The following is a 15,807-nucleotide window of genomic DNA, read 5'->3' on the forward strand; positions in this document are numbered from 1 at the left end:
TCAGGTCGCCGCTGACCGCGTCAGTGAAAGCCGCGCAGCTTCCAGGTGATCCTTCATGAGCATAGCCGCGCGTTCGGGTTCGCGGCTGTGAATGGCGTTGACGATCTGCCGGTGCTGGGAGTTGTACTGGTTGATCATCGATTCATTCAGCGTCAGGTGGCGCATCAGCGACCATTGCTCCTGATTCCTGACCGAGTTGATCTGCGACAGCACCCAGATCAGGAGCTTGTTGCCGGTTGTCTCGGCGATAAAGGCGTGAAACCGCGTATCGAGTTCGGCAAAGCGCGTGGGATCGCCGACGCTCCGTTCCATCTGCAAAAGCAGTCTTTCCAGTTCCTCGAAATCCTGCTGGCGGGCATTCAGAACAGCCAGGCGGCACATATGCGGCTCGATGGCAAATCGCGCATCTATGAGCTCCAGCGGACTGGCGTTGGCGATGACGTCATTCACCTTGTCGTCCTGGCCGGCGATCACATAGGTGCCGCTGCCCGCCCGGGTCTGGACATATCCGCTTTCTTCCAACTGCCTGATTGCCCGGCGAATGGTACCCCGGCCGGCATTGAATCTTTCAGCCAGCTCGCGTTCCGGCCGCAGCCGGTCCTGCACGGCCAGAACGCCGCTGGATATTTCGCGCCTGAGCTCGCCTGCGATGTCGTTTGCGCTGAGCTTTTTCATTTTTGGTCGATTTACCCCACAATTTCGCACCAATATTGTACCAATAAGACCAAAATTGCTAGTTTTTAATTATTTTGGATCAAAAAAGGTTGCCTTTTGGTGTGAATTGGACAAGCATAATTAAAACCAAGCCGGAAGGAAACCGGCAAGCCTTCTGGGAGGACATTGATGGCGTTTCCGGAACACGCCCGGTTCATTGTTATTGGCGCCGGTATCCACGGCCTTTCGACCGCCTGGCGCCTTGCGGAACGCCTAGCCGCGTCCGGCCAGGATGTCGATGGACAAATTGTCGTACTTGAAAAGACGGGGATTGCGTCCGGCGCTTCGGGCATCGCCTGTGGCGTGGTCCGCAACAACTATTTCCAGCCGGCCATGCGCCGGCTGATGGCCCACTCGGTCGATGTGTGGGAATCCGATCCGGAAGGGCTTTCCTATCACCCGGTCGGCTATATGCAGATCTCGTCGGAGAGCATGCACGAGGATGTCCGCTCCATTTACGAACAGCAGCAGTCCATCGGATATGAGAGCGTGTTCGTCGAGGGTGAGCAGCAGTGCACCCACTACATGCGCGGCATCTTCGACGACTGGCAGGCAAAGGGCATCACATCGGTGCTGCATGAAAAGCGCGGCGGATACTCCAACCAGACCAAGACCATGTATGCGCTGGCCGACAAGGTCGAAGCGCTGGGTGTGCGCATTATCAGCGGTGTCGAGGTCAAGGGCTTCAAAACCGAAAACGGCTCCGGCGCCATCGCCTCGGTCGAGACGAGCAGAGGCGACATCGGCTGCGAGCACGTGGTTATCGGCGCCGGTCCCTGGGTGCGCGATTTCTGGCAGATGCTGGACCTGCCGAAGCAGATCACGGTCAAGGACCTGGACGGAAACGTCCATGAGAACGTCGACATGTGGCGCTACTGGCAACTGGAAGAAGGGGTGCTCGTGGTCGATCCGGAACTGGGCCTTGCCAATGACGGCAAGATGCCACCGGTCATCCACGTCGACACGGACGCACCCTTGCACTCCACGGTGGACGGCTCGCTGATCACGGACGAGATGTGGGGCATCTATTACAAGCCCGACTGGCACTTCGGCGGCATTCAGGGCGGCGCATCGCCCTACAAGGTCAATACGCCGGTCGACGATGTCGCGATCGATCCTTACGGACCGTCCAGTCCGGAATTCGTTTCCTCGCACGAATTTGCCCACATGTGGGTATCGGCGCTGGCGCACTGCCAGAAGCGCTACGAGGGACTCATGCCGAAATACCATAAGGAGGCGTCGGGAGGCATCGGCTGCTTCACCGCGGACAGCTTTCCGGTGTTCGACAGCTTCCATGAAAATGCAACTGTAATTGCCGATTCCAATCACGGTTGGAAAATGATCGGTGTCGGTCACCTGATTGCCGACGAAGTGCTTGGCGAACGTCAGGAACTGCTTGAGCCGTTCCGTTTTGACCGCTTCGAAAAGGGCGAGCTGCATCCGGTATCGAACAGCCCGTACCCCTGGAGTTGATGCGGGAAATTAGCAATCGGACGGCACGTGCCGAATAAATGATAGCGAAGGGAGAATGCTGTGCCTGAGATGGATATTGAGAAATTCGTCGACGCGGCAGGCCGCGATGAAAAGATCAAGGCGGTGCGCGAAAAGATCGACGAACTCGGCATTGAATATCTCTATCTGCAATTCGTTTCCGTCACCGGCAAGATCATGGGCAAGGGCATTCCTGCCGATCACTGGGAGAACGTTGCAAAAAAGGGTTTCCAGCTCGTCTACGGCGCGACGGTCAACCTGTTTCTCAACCGCGCGGGCGAGTATCTGGGTTACGGTCCCGAGGCCGCCGAACTGGTCGGAATTCCGGAGCCGGAGACCTTCATGCAGCTTCCCTGGGCGCCCGAAATCGGTCGTCTTTACTGCACGCTGTTCCGCAACCGCGAGGAAAAGGTCGACCCCGGCGCCTACCTGACCTCGGATTGCCGCGGCAATCTGCGCCGCATGCATGAGGACTTCCAGAAGAAGCACAATCTGCAGCTTCGCATCGGCACCGAGCCCGAGATGATGTGGCTGAAATTCGACGAGGACGGCAAGCCGAGGGACGGCTACTCCAAGCCCTATTGCTATCATATCGACCAATTCGAAAGCCTCAGGCCGGTGTCGATGCAGGTCATCCGCTATGCCCGGAAGATGGGCCTCGACATGATCCAGGGCGACCACGAGGACGCGCCGGGCCAGCTCGAGCTCAACTGGACGTTCGACGATGTCCTGCGCAATGCCGACCGGCTGACGACCTACCGGCAGATATGCGCACAGGTGGCCCGCGAAAACGGCATCTTCGCCTGCTTCATGACAAAACCGTTCATGGGCGTTTCGGCCTCCGGCTGCCACCACAACATGTCACTGTGGACCGCCGGCGAGGATGTATTCAAGCCGACCGGCAATGACCGGGAGAATCTGCCGGGCATGCAGGACAACTACCTTTACGTGACCGGCGGCGACAACACCTTCATGCCGGACACGTCCGATCCGCAGATGCCCGGTACGACCGGCCTGAAGGCCATCGGCGGCGTGGTGCATCACCTGCAGGCGCTGACCGCGATCGGCGCATCGACGGTGAACTCCTATCGCCGCCTGTGGGACACCGGCTTCTGGGCGCCCGTCTTCGCCGACTGGGGCTTCCAGAACCGCACGACCGGCCTGCGCGTTTCCGCGCCGGGGCGTTTCGAATACCGCTCGGTGGATTCCATGGTCAATCCGTACCTGATGGGATCGTGCCTGCTGGCCGCCATGGATGACGGGCTCGACAACGATCTCGATCCGGGCCAGCCGGAAGAGCGCAATATCTACGAGGCGATGGAAGCCGGCAAGGAAGTCAGGAAGCTGCCGATGTCTCTCGGAGAAGCGCTGGCGCACCTTGAAAACAGCGAAGTCGTGCGGCGCGGCCTGCCCGGCGAAATGTACCGCCTTTATCACGAATACAAATCGGACGAATGGGCGCGGTTCATGTCGAGCGTCACCGATTGGGACAAGGAAACCTACATGGAGTGTCTGCCGTAGGACTTTCCGTGAATCGCGGCGGCGCTCCGGGCCGCCGTCCGTTGGACCACCCAGTTTAGGGAGCAGATCGCAATGTGTGGAATTGCGGGACTAATCTACAAGGGAAAGAGCGCAAATGTCGGCGCGGAGATGACCGCCATGCTGCAGGCCCTCAAGCATCGCGGACCGGACAGCACCGGTTATGCGGTCTATGGCGAAGGCAGCGACGGCAACTACGTCATGCGCCTCAAGGCGGCCGAAGCCGAGGACATGCATCGCGGACGCGGCATCTACCAGATCCTCGATGAGCGTATCGCGGCGGTTGACGCAATCCTCGCGGAACACGGCGCCGACGTGAAACTCAAGGACCGGGTGACCGACTACGCGCTGAGGTATGTGCTTTCCCACGACGGCGACACCGGCAAGATGGCCGAGCATATCGAGGAGATCGACGGGGTCGAGATTCTGTCGCTCGGCAACGGCCTGGAACTGATCAAGGATCTCGGCGATGCCTCCGACGTTGCAGGTCTCTACAGCCTCAACGATTTCAGCGGCACGCACGGCATCGGTCACACACGGATGGCGACGGAATCGGATGTCGATATCAAGTCGGCGCATCCCTACTGGGCCTTCCCCTATAATGACGTGTCCGTCGTACACAACGGACAGATCACCAACTACTGGCTGATGCGCCGCGAAATGGAGCGCAAGGGACACCGATTCATGTCCAATTGCGATTCCGAGTTGCTGGCGGTCTATACGGCTCACAACCTGGCCAACGGGATGACGCTGGAGGAAAGCCTGCGCCGGTCCATCGAGGAAATCGACGGCGTGTTCACCTACCTGGTCGCAACGAAAGACCAGCTCGGCATGGCCAAGGATACGATGGCGGCAAAGCCGCTGGTTCTCTACGAAAGCGATGACCTCATCGCCATGGCGTCGGAAGAAGTCGCCATTCGCGCGATTCTACCGCAGGAAATCGACACCTACGACCCCTATGACGAGGAGATCCGGGTATGGCAGGCGTAACGGACGCTCAGCTTAAGGAAATGAGTCAGGAAGAGCGCGTCAAGGCGCTCGGCATGACCACCGAGCAACTGACCGGAAAGTCGCTCTACATTGAATTCGATCCGGACGCCGAAGAGCGGTTCATCTATCCGTGGGCGCCCGATGTCGATTTCAACAAGCGCACGGAAATCGACACCGACGAAATGTCGACCACGCAGGTCAATACCCGCATAAGCGAACTGATGGCCGAGGGATTCGGCACCATCGTGCTGAAGAACCCGCGCGGAAAGCACTCCATCGGCGTCGGTATCCTCAGCAAGCTGAACCTGATCATCGAAGGATCGTGCGGCTACTTCGCCGTCGGACTTCTGGACGGGCCCAATGTGCGCATCAACGGACGCGTCGGCTGGTCGTGCGGCGAAAACATGATGTCGGGCACGATCATGATCGAAAAGAACGCCGGCTCGACATTCGGCGCTGCGCTGCGCGGCGGCGATCTCGTGTGCCGGGGATCGGTCGGCTCGCGCACCGGAATCGACCAGAAGGGCGGCACGATCATCGTCGGCGGCGATACCGGCGCCCTTTCCGGCTTCATGATGCAGCGCGGGCGCATCGTCGTGTGCGGCAACGCCGGAAAGAACCTCGGCGATTCAATGTATGACGGCACCATTTTCGTCGGCGGCGACATCCAGTCCCTGGGCGTGGATGCGGTGGAAGCCGAGCTGACGGACCTGGACCGGGCGTGGCTGACGCGAAAACTGACCCAGTACGACCTCATGCCCGGCAGAGGCGTCGATCATTTCACCAAGATCGTCGCCGGCAAGCAGCTGTGGAATTACGACAATCTCGAGCCGAATGAGAAGAAGCTCATCCTGTGACGCGGCGAAAGGGAAAAAACAATGGACCAGATGCGCAAAAAACCACTTGACCGCGACGTCAACCGGCTCGGAAATTCCTTCGTTTTTCCGCCGCATGTGATCGATGACATCCACATCAAGTCGGAGCTCGGCCGCTACCGCATGCGCGGCTTCTCGCTGTTCAAGAAAATCCCCCACTGGGACGACCTGACATTCCTGCCGGGAACTCTGACGCGCTTCGTTATCGAAGGGTACCGCGAGAAGTGCGAGACCAAGACCGTGATAGGTCCGCGCGCCAAACGGCCGCTGGAAATGGACATCCCGGTCTATGTGACGGGCATGAGCTTCGGCGCATTGTCCTACGAGGCAAAGACCGCCCTCGCCCGCGGCGCCACCATGGCCGGCACGGCGACCTGCTCCGGCGAAGGCGGCATGATCCCGGACGAGCGGCGCTATTCTTCCAAATGGTTCTACCAGTGCATCCAGTCGCGCTACGGTTTCAACCCGCACCACCTGGTTCTCGCGGACGGCTGCGAGTTCTTCATCGGCCAGGGCTGCAAGGTCGGCCTGGGCGGCCACCTGATGGGCCAGAAAGTGACCGACCAGGTCGCCGAAATGCGGTCGCTGCCGGCCGGAATCGACCAGCGGTCTCCGGCGCGGCATCCGGACTGGCTCGGACCGGACGACCTGGCCCTGAAGATACAGGAAATCCGTGAAGCGACGGACTGGCAGATCCCGATCCAGCTCAAGCTCGGCGCCGCACGCGTCTATGACGACGTGCGCATGGCGGTCAAGTGCGATCCGGATTCCATCTATATCGACGGCATGGAGGGCGGCACCGGCGCAGGGCCGCACCTGGCCACCGAGGACACCGGGGTTCCGGGCATGGCGGCTATCCGCCAGGCGCGCAAGGCCATCGACGACCTCGGCAAGCGCGGCGAAATCAGCCTCGTCTACGCCGGCGGCATCCGCAATGGAGCGGACGTCGCCAAGGCGATCGCGCTCGGGGCCGACGCCATTGCCCTCGGCCACTCGGTGATGATGGCGCTCAATTGCAACAAGGACATCCCGGAAGCCAACTACGAAGAGGAAATGGGTGTCGAGCCCGGTTATTGCTATCATTGTCACACGGGCCGCTGTCCGGTCGGCGTGGCGACGCAGGATCCGGCCCTGCGCGAGCGGCTCAATCCCGACGAGGCCGCGGAACGGGTCTACAACTTCCTCCACACCCTGACGATCGAGGCACAGCTTTTTGCCCGCGCCTGCGGCAAGACCCACCTGCACAGCCTGGAGCCCGAAGACCTGGCCGCACTGACCATGGAAGCTTCCGCAATGGCCGGTGTGCCGCTTGCAGGGACCAACCACACGGTCGGTGTCGAAGACTACCACCATTTTTGAGGAGAATGACATGGCCGGAACGCAATACAGAGGCTCCGAGATCAAGGATGTCGATCAGTTCCTCAACGATGCGGAGGGACTGGATAGCGAACGTGAAAAGGAAATCGGGCAGCACATCGGCTACCGTTACGACGTCAACCTGGTTCCGGACTACGAACGGCTGACGCCCTTCCTTAAAAAATACATGGAAACAATGGGTTGGGACGACCTCAACTGGCTCGAAGACATCCACATGGGCTACGAGGAAGGCAACCCGGCGGTCTTCGACCGGAATATCAACGGCTGGGTGCGCATTCCCGACACGATCGAATTGCCCGACAACCAGCAGGACCGCGACATGATCGCCCGGGAGTTGCTTATCAAGTTCCAGATGTCCGACCGGCATCCACTGGTGGCGTTGAGAAAAGCCTACATGAAGTTCTGAGGAAAGCATGGCCCGCCCGGTAAACATCGCCTGCCTGCAAACCTGCCCGAAGCCGGATTTCGATTCCGCGCTGGATGAGGCGGTCGAGCTCGGCGAGCGCGCGGTGCAGGTCGGGGCGGACTTCGTGATGCTGCCGGAATATTGTGGCGGACTGACCAGCGAGGGTCCGATGCTCCGGCCGCCATCGGCACCCGAGGACGGGCACAAGGTGCTCGACGGCCTCGTCGCCTTCGCCCGCAAGCACAGGGTATGGATGCTGGTCGGATCCCTGGCGGTCCGGGACAGCGACGGCAATGTGTTCAACCGGGGCTTCGTTTTGAACGATGCCGGCGAGATCGTCAGCCGGTACGACAAGATCCACATGTTCGACATCGACCTTTCCGAGACGGTGTCCTACCGGGAGAGCGACACGATCACGCCCGGGTCGCAGGCGGTGCTGGTCGAAACGCCGTTCGGCGTGCTGGGGCACACCATCTGCTACGATCTGCGGTTCCCGCACCTTTATCGCGACCTTGCGTTGAACGGCGCCGAAATCCTTCTGGTGCCTGCCGCCTTCACCAAGAAGACCGGGGAAGCACACTGGCATGTCCTCAACCGCGCACGGGCGATCGAAAACGGATCGTTCGTGGTGGCGCCCTGTGCCATCGGCACGATCCACGGCGGTGGCGAAAGTTACGGCCATTCGCTGATTGTCGGCCCCTGGGGCGACGTTCGCGCCGATGGCGGCACGCTCCGCGGCATCGTCCACGCGACGATCGACCTCGACGAGATATCCCAGACGAGACAGCGCATACCGAGCCTGTACAACGGCCGCGACTACAGTGTCGCCGTGCCCGGTCGACGGAGGGACATCGCATGAACCGGATCGAGGAGGTCCTGGGCCTGCGGCAGGACGACAATCCCCTGAGGGACATGTTCCTGAGATGGCAATGCCGGGTTCGTCAAATCTCCATGCGTGAAATGCAGGGGCGTCCCGACGCCGGCATCATCGCCCAGGCAACGCCCGACGGAGCCGACCGCCCCCTCGGCGATATCATCACCGTTTTCAACCGGATTCCGGCCTATTCCCGGACACCGGAATTCAAGCACATGTTCCTCAAAACGCACGATCCCGCGCAGCGCCGGGACAAGGCCCTGCAATTTTTTTCCGAAACCTATTTTCAAAAGCACCGCGAATTCTCGGACATTCTGACCGCGACGTTTATGCCTGCTTCGCCAGGCGCCCGGCAACTGGTCGCAGCATCGCGATGCGATCTCGTCTTCGACGCCTTCGGCCAGCGGTTCACGCTGGACTGCCGGACCCGTGAACTCGGGCGCGGCGAGCCGCTCTATCAGGCGACCTACTGGCACAACCTTTTGTTCAATCCGAATCTGAACCCGGACACCACGATCCTGGCATTCGCACCCCAGTGGGACAGGTGTTCGGCAGATCCACAGCCAGCCGGAGGCTGATTACACACCGGCAATCAATAAGTGGCCCATTGGTATTCAAAGGGAGGAAAACAATGAAGACCACGCTTACCAGATTTGCAACGGCAGCCGCGGTGACAGCCGTGATCGGCATGACGACCGTGGGATCGGCACAAGCCGAAGACAGCGGTGATCCGATCATCATTCCGATCCACAACTGGTCGAGCCAGATCGTCATGAGCAACGCCGTGGGGCAGATTTTCGAATCGCTCGGACGGAATGTTGAATACGTGACGACCGACAGCCAGGCCGTCTACGAATCGGTGCGCCTCGGAGACGTCCACCTGGAGCTCGAAGTGTGGGAGGGCGCCTTCGGTAAGTCCTTCCGCGAGGCGCTTGAAAAGGGCGGCCTGCACGATGCGGGCGACCATGATGCCGTGACCCGCGAGGACTGGTGGTATCCCATGTGGACGAAGGAATCCTGCCCGGGCCTGCCGTCCTGGGAAGCGCTCAACGATTGCGCCGAACTGTTCGCAACGCCGGAAACCGGCGACAAGGGCCGCTATCTCGACGGGCCGGTGGACTGGCTCAAGCACGGCAAGGAGCGCGCTGAGGCACTGGGACTGAACTTCACCGTGATCAATGCCGGTTCGGCCGCGGCACTGTGGGCTGAGATCGGTGCTGCGGAAAAGGACAAGAAACCCGTCCTGGTCTTCAACTGGACACCGAATTTCGCCGAAGCCGTCTGGCCGGGTGAATTCGTCGAGTTTCCCGAATGGGAGGACGGTTGCGACAAGGACCCCGCGAAAGGCCCCAACAAGGATGCGCTCTACGACTGCGGAAACCCCGCAAAGGGCTACCTGAAGAAGGCCGCTTGGGACGGCATGGAGGACAAGTGGCCGCAGGCATACTGCGTGCTGACCAAGATCAGCTTCACCAACCCGCAGATCGCCGAAATGGCCAAGCTGGTCGATGTCGACGAGCAGGAGCCGGATGAGGCCGCGGAAAACTGGCTTGCCGACAACGAAGCTGTCTGGAAGCCCTGGGTGGAGGCCTGCGCAAGCTGATTTGTCTTTGCTGACAGATTGGCGGCATACTCTGTTTTGTTGAGGACGGGCATCCCGACCGGTTCGGGGTGCCCAAAAGCGGGAACCGCACATGACAGATAACCAACCGGTGATTTCCTGCCGCAATGCCTGGAAGATATTCGGCGATGACCCGGAGCTATTTTACAAGAACATAACCGCGGATATGTCCTTCGAGGACATGCGGCAGAAGGGATACATCGCCGGCGTACGTGACGTTTCCGTCGATGTGGCGAAGGGCGAGATGCTTGTCATCATGGGTCTGTCCGGATCCGGAAAATCCACGCTCGTCCGCTGTCTTTCGCGGCTGCACGACATCACCGCCGGAACCATCACGGTCGACGGCCAGGACCTGGGTTCGCTCAGCGAACGGGAACTGATTGAACTTCGGCGCAGCAAGATGGGGATGGTGTTCCAGAGTTTCGGCCTGCTTCCGCACCGCACTGTCCTGGAGAACGTCGCCTTTCCGCTGGAAATGCGCGGCCAGGACAAGCACGAGCGGCGAAAGCGTGCGCTGGAGGTGATCGAACTTGTCGGCCTGTCCGGCAGGGAAGACTATTTTCCGCGCGAGCTGTCCGGCGGCCAGCAGCAGCGGGTCGGCATCGCCCGTTCGCTCGCCATCGAACCGGATATCTGGTTCCTCGACGAGCCGTTTTCGGCTCTCGATCCGCTGATCCGCCGCGAAATGCAGGACGAGTTTCTGCGCCTGCAGGAAATGCTCGGCAAGACCATCGTGTTCATTACGCATGATTTCGACGAAGCGCTCAGGCTTGCCGACCGCATTGCGATCATGAAGGACGGGGCGGTGGAACAGTGCGCCACGCCGGACCAGATCGTTCTGAACCCCGCGACCGATTACGTCGCCAAGTTCACCGAGGACATCGACAAGGCACGCGTTGTCCATGCCGGCGCCATCGCAAAGCCGGTCAACGGCACGGCCGTGTCGGGTGAACCCATATCTTCGAAAAAGACGATCCAGGAACTGGCGCGTCTCCTGGTCGATGACGACCGGGACCTCATTCCGGTGACATCGGACAACGGGAAGGTTGTCGGCAATCTGGACCGAGTCCAGGCGCTCGACATCCTGCTGAGATAACCGATGACAGCGATCGCGACACAATTGCCCGCGCGCATCGACGGCCTGTCGAATGTGCGAACGGCGACCGTGCTTTTCTGCGTCGCGATTGCCCTTGCGTTTTTGAAGCCTGTCCTGCCCGAATGGCTGGTCCGCCTGCCCGACTGGATGATCCTGCCCTGGGCGCAGTGGCTGCAGGCGCTGTTCGATTTCGTGCGCGAGGATCTCGGGCTGATCTACGTCACGCGCACCATTACGGCCGGCCTGGAGTTCGTTCTCGATGCGACGGCCAATATCATGTACGGCAAACACCGCTGGCCCTATCTCGGTCCGATTTCCTGGGCCTGCGTCGCCGGCGTTTCGGCTATACTCGGCTACTGGCTGGGCGGACGGCGGCTGGCGCTGCTCGCCGGCGGCACCTGGGTCTGGACGGCCGTGATCGGACAGTGGGACCTGGCCATGCAAACCATGTCCGTCATCGTCGTGGCTGCGCCCATCGCGGTGGCCATCGGTGTCGGGCTTGGCATCCTTGCATGGCGGAACAGGACGATCGAAAAGGCGCTGCGGCCGGTTCTTGCCGTGCTGCAGACCCTGCCCTTTTTCACCTACCTTCTTCCGGCGGTGATTTTCTTCAAGGTCGGGCCGACGGCCGCCGCCGTTGCGACAATCATCTTCGCCATCCCGCCGATGATCCTTATGACAACGCTCGGGCTGAAGAAGGTTCCGCCCGACGTCGTGGAAGCCGGTCAGATGAGCGGCTCGACCCGCTGGCAGATGCTGCGCCATGTCTATTTGCCGGCCGCAAGAACCGAAATCCTGGTCGGGGTCAACCAGGTGATCATGCTGTGCCTGGCAATGGTGGTGCTGACGGCCTTTATCGGCATGCCGGGGCTCGGCGCCAAGCTCCTGGCGATGATGGGATCGTTCAAGCTGGGCCGGTCTTTCGAAATAGGCGTCACCATCGTGCTGATCGCCGTGATGCTCGACCGGTTGTCGAAGGCGTGGATCGTCAAGCAGCCGGTGCATTTCGAAAAAGGCACGCCTTGGTGGCAGAGGCACTTTTTCCTGCTGGCCGGCATCGCCGTCTTCTTGCTGCTTGCCCTGCTTGCCTGGATCGTGCCCTATTTCCACGAGGTCGGCCGCAGGCAGGACCTGTCGATGGGCCGGGAAATCGACGACGTGATCAAGTGGGTGCTCGATGTCGACTGGATCCAGGCCACAACGGAATGGCTTCGCTGGTTTCTCAACACCAAGGTCCTGATTCCGTTCCGCGACTCGATGCTCTGGCTGCCGACCCCATCGGTGATCGTCCTGTTCGCCGCCGTCGCCTACTATGTCGGCGGCCTGCGGTCGGCGCTGGTGATTGCCGCCTTTTTCGGCATCGTGGCGCTGAGCGGCTGGTGGGACCGCTCCATGATCACGCTCTATACGGTCATTTCCGCCGTCGTCCTGGCAACGCTTCTCGGCATTCCCCTCGCCATTTTCGCCAGCCGGAGCGAGAAGTGGTCGGGCAGGATATTGCTTGCCTGCGATACCGCGCAGACCTTCCCGAGTTTCATCTATCTCATTCCGGCGATCATGCTGTTCGGCGTCAACGACGTCGCAGTCATCTTCTCCATTTTGATATTCGCCATGGTCCCGCTGACCCGCTACACGATCGAGGGACTTCGGGGGGTGCCGGTCGAACTGACCGAGGCGGCCGATATGGCCGGATCGACGCGAAAACAAAAACTCTGGCATGTGCAGCTGCCGCTGGCGCTGCCCACCATGGCTGTCGGTTTCAACCAGGCGATCATGTTCGCCTTCTTCATGGTGATTATCGCCGCGTTCATCGGAACACAGGATCTCGGTCAGGAACTGCAAAGGACACTGGCCGGCAACGAGCTGGGCAAGAATTTTGTCCTCGGCATCTGCGTGTCGGTCATGGCACTGGCATTCGACCATGTGATCATGCGTTGGGTCGCCGGTCGCAAGGCCGCATTGGGATTGGACTAATGGGCGTCAAACCACTGCTTGAAACCCCCTATGAGCGATCAGGCGTCATTGCGCCGGGACTTCCCGTGCTGCCGCACGGCGTTGAACGGCATCCCATTCCGCCCGGCGGCTCGCGGGCGGTGCGCCTCGACAAGGGGGATGAGTTTTCCGTTCTTGACCGGGAAGGCCTGCAACCGGCTGAGCTGGTGTTTTTTGCGCCCGACGGGACTTCGGACGCCGGCATGATCGGTGCACGCGGCGTCGGAGACGCGACCGGGATCAAGGCGGCCCTGCTTTCCGATCCTTCGGGAACGAAGGTGGCAGCCGCGCTCGACGCAGCAGGTTTCGATCTCGGGAAAGCGGATGCCGTGCGCCTGTTTGAGGACGGCTCGCGCGCCGGTGACATGCACACGCTCAATGCCTCGTGCGACGGACTGCTGATCGTCTGCGCCCCGGCGCAGCCGATGCAGCCGGAGGATCAGAACACCGCCACCGAACTGGTGCTCTACATACGCCGGTCCAGGCCGGCGGAGGGTAAGGGCGGCCGCAAACCGCCCGACCCGCTGGCCGATGCCCTGCTCGACAGCAATATCCAGCCCGGAAACGCCACGGCCTACGAGGTCCGCAAGGGCCAGTTCATCCAGATCGTCGATATCCAGGGACGCGAGTGTTCCGATTTCCAGGCCTTTTCCGCCCGCGCGCTCGACCAGGGGCTCGAGCGCGACATCGACCCGACCACGACCCGCTCGCTCGGCGGATCGCTCTATCCGGCGCCGGGCATCTACTCAAAATATTTCAGTGTCGATCACGAGCCTCTGGTCGAGATCGTCCAGGACACCTGCGGCCGCCACGACACGTTCGGCCTGGCCTGCACGGCGCGGTACTACGAGGACCTCGGCTACCCCGGCCATATAAACTGTTCGGACAACATGAACGTGGAACTGTCGCGCTTCGATATCCGACCGCGCGGCGGATGGCCGGCGATCAATTTCTTTTTTAACACGCTGCTGGACGATACGAATGCCATCGGCATGGATGATCCGTGGTCGCGGCCGGGTGACTTCGTGCTGCTTCGCGCGCTGACGGACCTCGTCTGTGTCTCCAGTGCGTGCCCTTGCGATGTCGACCCGGCCAACGGCTGGAACCCGACGGACATCCAGGTGCGCGTCTACGGCGAGAAAGAGGACTTCCAGCGCTCGATTGGCTGGCGCAAAACTGCGGAGGCGGATTTGGAAGACACGAAAGAGACCGCTTTTCACGAAGGCTTCGCCAGGCACACGCGCGACTTTGCGGAATATAACGGCTACTGGCTCGCCAACCAGATGACCAGTCACGGCGCTGTCGCCGAATACTGGGCCTGCCGCGAAAAGGCCGCCATCATGGACCTTTCGCCGCTGCGCAAATACGAGGTGACGGGTCCCGATGCCGAAGAGCTGATGCAGCTCTGCGTCACCCGCAACATGAAAAAACTCGCTGTCGGCCAGGTGGTCTACACGGCCATGTGCTACGAGCACGGCGGCATGATCGACGACGGCACCGTCTTCCGGTTGGGCGAGAATAATTTCCGCTGGATCGGCGGCAATGACGACAGCGGCCTGTGGCTGCGCCGGCAGGCACAGGAGCGCGGCCTGAATGCCTGGGTGCGGTCGTCGACCGACCAGCTCCACAATGTCGCCGTGCAGGGGCCGCTGTCGCGCGACATCATGGAAAAGGTGTTCTGGACCGCGCCGACGCAACCGACGGTGCAGGAACTGCAATGGTTCCGCTTTGCCGTGGCGCGGGTGGGCGATTTCCACGGTGCGGCCGTCGTCATCAGCCGGACGGGATATTCCGGTGAACTCGGCTACGAGGTTTTCTGCCATCCGAAGGATGCCATGACCGTTTTCGACGCGTTGTGGGAAGCCGGAGAGCCGCTGGGCATGGTGCCGCTCGGTCTCACCGCGTTGAACATGCTGCGGATCGAGGCCGGTCTGGTGTTTGCCGGAACGGAGTTCTGCGATCAGACCAATCCGTTTGAGGCGGGCATCGGCTTCACCGTTCCGCTGAAAACCCAGGAAGACGATTTCATCGGCCGGGCGGCGATCGAGGAACGCAAGGCGCATCCGCAGCGTAAACTCGTCGGGCTCGACATCGAAGGCGGCGTCGTGCCTGCGACCGGAGACTGTATCCGGGTCGGCAAGGCACAGGTCGGCGAGGTCACCTCAGCCGTCAAATCGCCGATCCTCGGCAAGGTCATCGCCCTGGCGCGAATCGATGCCGTTCATGCGGAACCGGGCACCGCCGTCGAGGTCGGACAGCTAGACGGCCAGCAGAAACGCCTGAAGGCGACCGTCTGCGCGTTCCCGCATTTCGATCCGACCAAGGAGCGGGTGAAGGGCAATTACGGCTAATCCGCCGGGCCGGCGGCGCGCGATCTGCCGGACCACCGGCCAACGCCGTGGTGGGCACACCTGCGCCGGTGCATTGTCCCGTTCCCCGGTGGAATCCGGTTCCACCTGCAGGGCGGGCCTCACCGAACCTTTCAATCCGTTGCGCAAAATTCACAATATTCCCCCGCTTTTCACCTATTTTGGTCCATAATTGGTATAGTTTTGGACAATAATTGTTAGTCATTGGTTTCTCTTTGGCTATAATGCCGGCGTTAACGAAAGCCTCTGCGGACCTTTCCGGACGGCTGCGGCCGTACGGCGGAAAGGGCGATGTGTTTGGGAGAGCACCGCCCGCGGAGCGCTGTAATATTGGGGATTCCAAATTGGGAGGGGTATGCAATGGGCAACAACCTTGACGCCCTGACGACGATATTCACCGAGTTTTACTACTGGGTGACCGTTGTCTTCATGTTTCTGATCCACGTCGGTTTCTGCTTGTACG

At 60.9% G+C, this 15,807-nt stretch carries 13 protein-coding genes; 12 read left to right on the forward strand and 1 reads right to left on the reverse strand.

The genetic code is table 11. The features are described 5' to 3' along the window. Positions 1-675 (reverse strand): FCD domain-containing protein, encoded by a 675-nt coding sequence (locus E4M07_RS17230; RefSeq protein WP_136659604.1) that lies wholly within the window; start codon positions 673-675, stop codon positions 1-3. A gap of 168 nt (positions 676-843) precedes the next feature. Between E4M07_RS17230 and E4M07_RS17235 the strand changes: the two genes are divergently transcribed. From E4M07_RS17235 to E4M07_RS17290, 12 genes are all read left to right on the forward strand, one after another. Beyond that, positions 844-2,187 (forward strand): FAD-binding oxidoreductase, encoded by a 1,344-nt coding sequence (locus E4M07_RS17235; RefSeq protein ID WP_136659605.1) that lies wholly within the window; start codon positions 844-846, stop codon positions 2,185-2,187. A gap of 69 nt (positions 2,188-2,256) precedes the next feature. Next, a complete protein-coding gene (locus E4M07_RS17240; protein ID WP_169054264.1) occupies positions 2,257-3,726 on the forward strand; it encodes a glutamine synthetase in 1,470 nt (489 codons plus the stop codon). Between the two features lie 72 nt (positions 3,727-3,798). Then, positions 3,799-4,734 carry a glutamine amidotransferase gene (locus E4M07_RS17245; RefSeq protein WP_136659607.1) on the forward strand — a complete coding sequence of 312 codons (936 nt, stop codon included), beginning with the start codon at positions 3,799-3,801 and terminating at the stop codon, positions 4,732-4,734. Beyond that, positions 4,722-5,591, forward strand: a complete 870-nt coding sequence (locus tag E4M07_RS17250; protein ID WP_136659608.1) for a GXGXG motif-containing protein — start codon at positions 4,722-4,724, stop codon at positions 5,589-5,591. Before E4M07_RS17245 ends, E4M07_RS17250 begins: the two co-directional genes overlap by 13 nt. Positions 5,592-5,612: 21 nt before the next feature. After that, positions 5,613-6,968, forward strand: a complete 1,356-nt coding sequence (locus tag E4M07_RS17255; RefSeq protein WP_206057298.1) for an FMN-binding glutamate synthase family protein — start codon at positions 5,613-5,615, stop codon at positions 6,966-6,968. A gap of 10 nt (positions 6,969-6,978) precedes the next feature. Next, a complete protein-coding gene (locus E4M07_RS17260; protein ID WP_136659609.1) occupies positions 6,979-7,392 on the forward strand; it encodes a hypothetical protein in 414 nt (137 codons plus the stop codon). A 7-nt stretch (positions 7,393-7,399) separates the two neighbouring features. Beyond that, positions 7,400-8,251: a carbon-nitrogen hydrolase family protein gene (locus E4M07_RS17265; protein ID WP_136659610.1), complete on the forward strand. Its 852-nt coding sequence runs from the start codon at positions 7,400-7,402 to the stop codon at positions 8,249-8,251. Next, a complete protein-coding gene (locus tag E4M07_RS17270; protein WP_136659611.1) occupies positions 8,248-8,844 on the forward strand; it encodes a hypothetical protein in 597 nt (198 codons plus the stop codon). Before E4M07_RS17265 ends, E4M07_RS17270 begins: the two co-directional genes overlap by 4 nt. Positions 8,845-8,897: 53 nt before the next feature. Then, the gene (locus tag E4M07_RS17275) at positions 8,898-9,869 is read left to right on the forward strand and encodes an ABC transporter substrate-binding protein (protein WP_136659612.1); all 972 of its coding nucleotides are present in this window, start codon (positions 8,898-8,900) and stop codon (positions 9,867-9,869) included. A 91-nt stretch (positions 9,870-9,960) separates the two neighbouring features. Further along, positions 9,961-10,983, forward strand: coding sequence for a betaine/proline/choline family ABC transporter ATP-binding protein (locus E4M07_RS17280; RefSeq protein ID WP_136659613.1), 1,023 nt, complete (start codon positions 9,961-9,963; stop codon positions 10,981-10,983). A 3-nt stretch (positions 10,984-10,986) separates the two neighbouring features. Beyond that, positions 10,987-12,957, forward strand: coding sequence for an ABC transporter permease subunit (locus tag E4M07_RS17285; RefSeq protein ID WP_136659614.1), 1,971 nt, complete (start codon positions 10,987-10,989; stop codon positions 12,955-12,957). Beyond that, complete coding sequence (locus E4M07_RS17290; RefSeq protein ID WP_136659615.1) at positions 12,957-15,326, forward strand: aminomethyltransferase family protein; 2,370 nt, start codon at positions 12,957-12,959, stop codon at positions 15,324-15,326. The genes E4M07_RS17285 and E4M07_RS17290 overlap by 1 nt, the downstream gene beginning before the upstream one ends. Positions 15,327-15,807: the final 481 nt, after the last annotated feature.

The sequence above is a fragment of the Nitratireductor sp. XY-223 genome (assembly GCF_004959855.1).
In the GTDB taxonomy this organism is placed as follows: domain Bacteria; phylum Pseudomonadota; class Alphaproteobacteria; order Rhizobiales; family Rhizobiaceae; genus Hoeflea_A.

Bases quoted from the DNA above. Each gene is read 5' to 3' on its own strand.
- E4M07_RS17270 (WP_136659611.1), top strand. From the start codon at position 8,248: ATGAACCGGATCGAGGAGGTCCTGGGCCTGCGGCAGGACGACAATCCC.
- E4M07_RS17290 (WP_136659615.1), top strand. From the start codon at position 12,957: ATGGGCGTCAAACCACTGCTTGAAACCCCCTATGAGCGATCAGGCGTC.
- E4M07_RS17260 (WP_136659609.1), top strand. From the start codon at position 6,979: ATGGCCGGAACGCAATACAGAGGCTCCGAGATCAAGGATGTCGATCAG.
- E4M07_RS17275 (WP_136659612.1), top strand. From the start codon at position 8,898: ATGAAGACCACGCTTACCAGATTTGCAACGGCAGCCGCGGTGACAGCC.
- E4M07_RS17265 (WP_136659610.1), top strand. From the start codon at position 7,400: ATGGCCCGCCCGGTAAACATCGCCTGCCTGCAAACCTGCCCGAAGCCG.
- E4M07_RS17255 (WP_206057298.1), top strand. From the start codon at position 5,613: ATGGACCAGATGCGCAAAAAACCACTTGACCGCGACGTCAACCGGCTC.
- E4M07_RS17235 (WP_136659605.1), top strand. From the start codon at position 844: ATGGCGTTTCCGGAACACGCCCGGTTCATTGTTATTGGCGCCGGTATC.
- E4M07_RS17285 (WP_136659614.1), top strand. From the start codon at position 10,987: ATGACAGCGATCGCGACACAATTGCCCGCGCGCATCGACGGCCTGTCG.
- E4M07_RS17245 (WP_136659607.1), top strand. From the start codon at position 3,799: ATGTGTGGAATTGCGGGACTAATCTACAAGGGAAAGAGCGCAAATGTC.
- E4M07_RS17240 (WP_169054264.1), top strand. From the start codon at position 2,257: ATGGATATTGAGAAATTCGTCGACGCGGCAGGCCGCGATGAAAAGATC.
- E4M07_RS17230 (WP_136659604.1), bottom strand. From the start codon at position 675: ATGAAAAAGCTCAGCGCAAACGACATCGCAGGCGAGCTCAGGCGCGAA.
- E4M07_RS17250 (WP_136659608.1), top strand. From the start codon at position 4,722: ATGGCAGGCGTAACGGACGCTCAGCTTAAGGAAATGAGTCAGGAAGAG.
- E4M07_RS17280 (WP_136659613.1), top strand. From the start codon at position 9,961: ATGACAGATAACCAACCGGTGATTTCCTGCCGCAATGCCTGGAAGATA.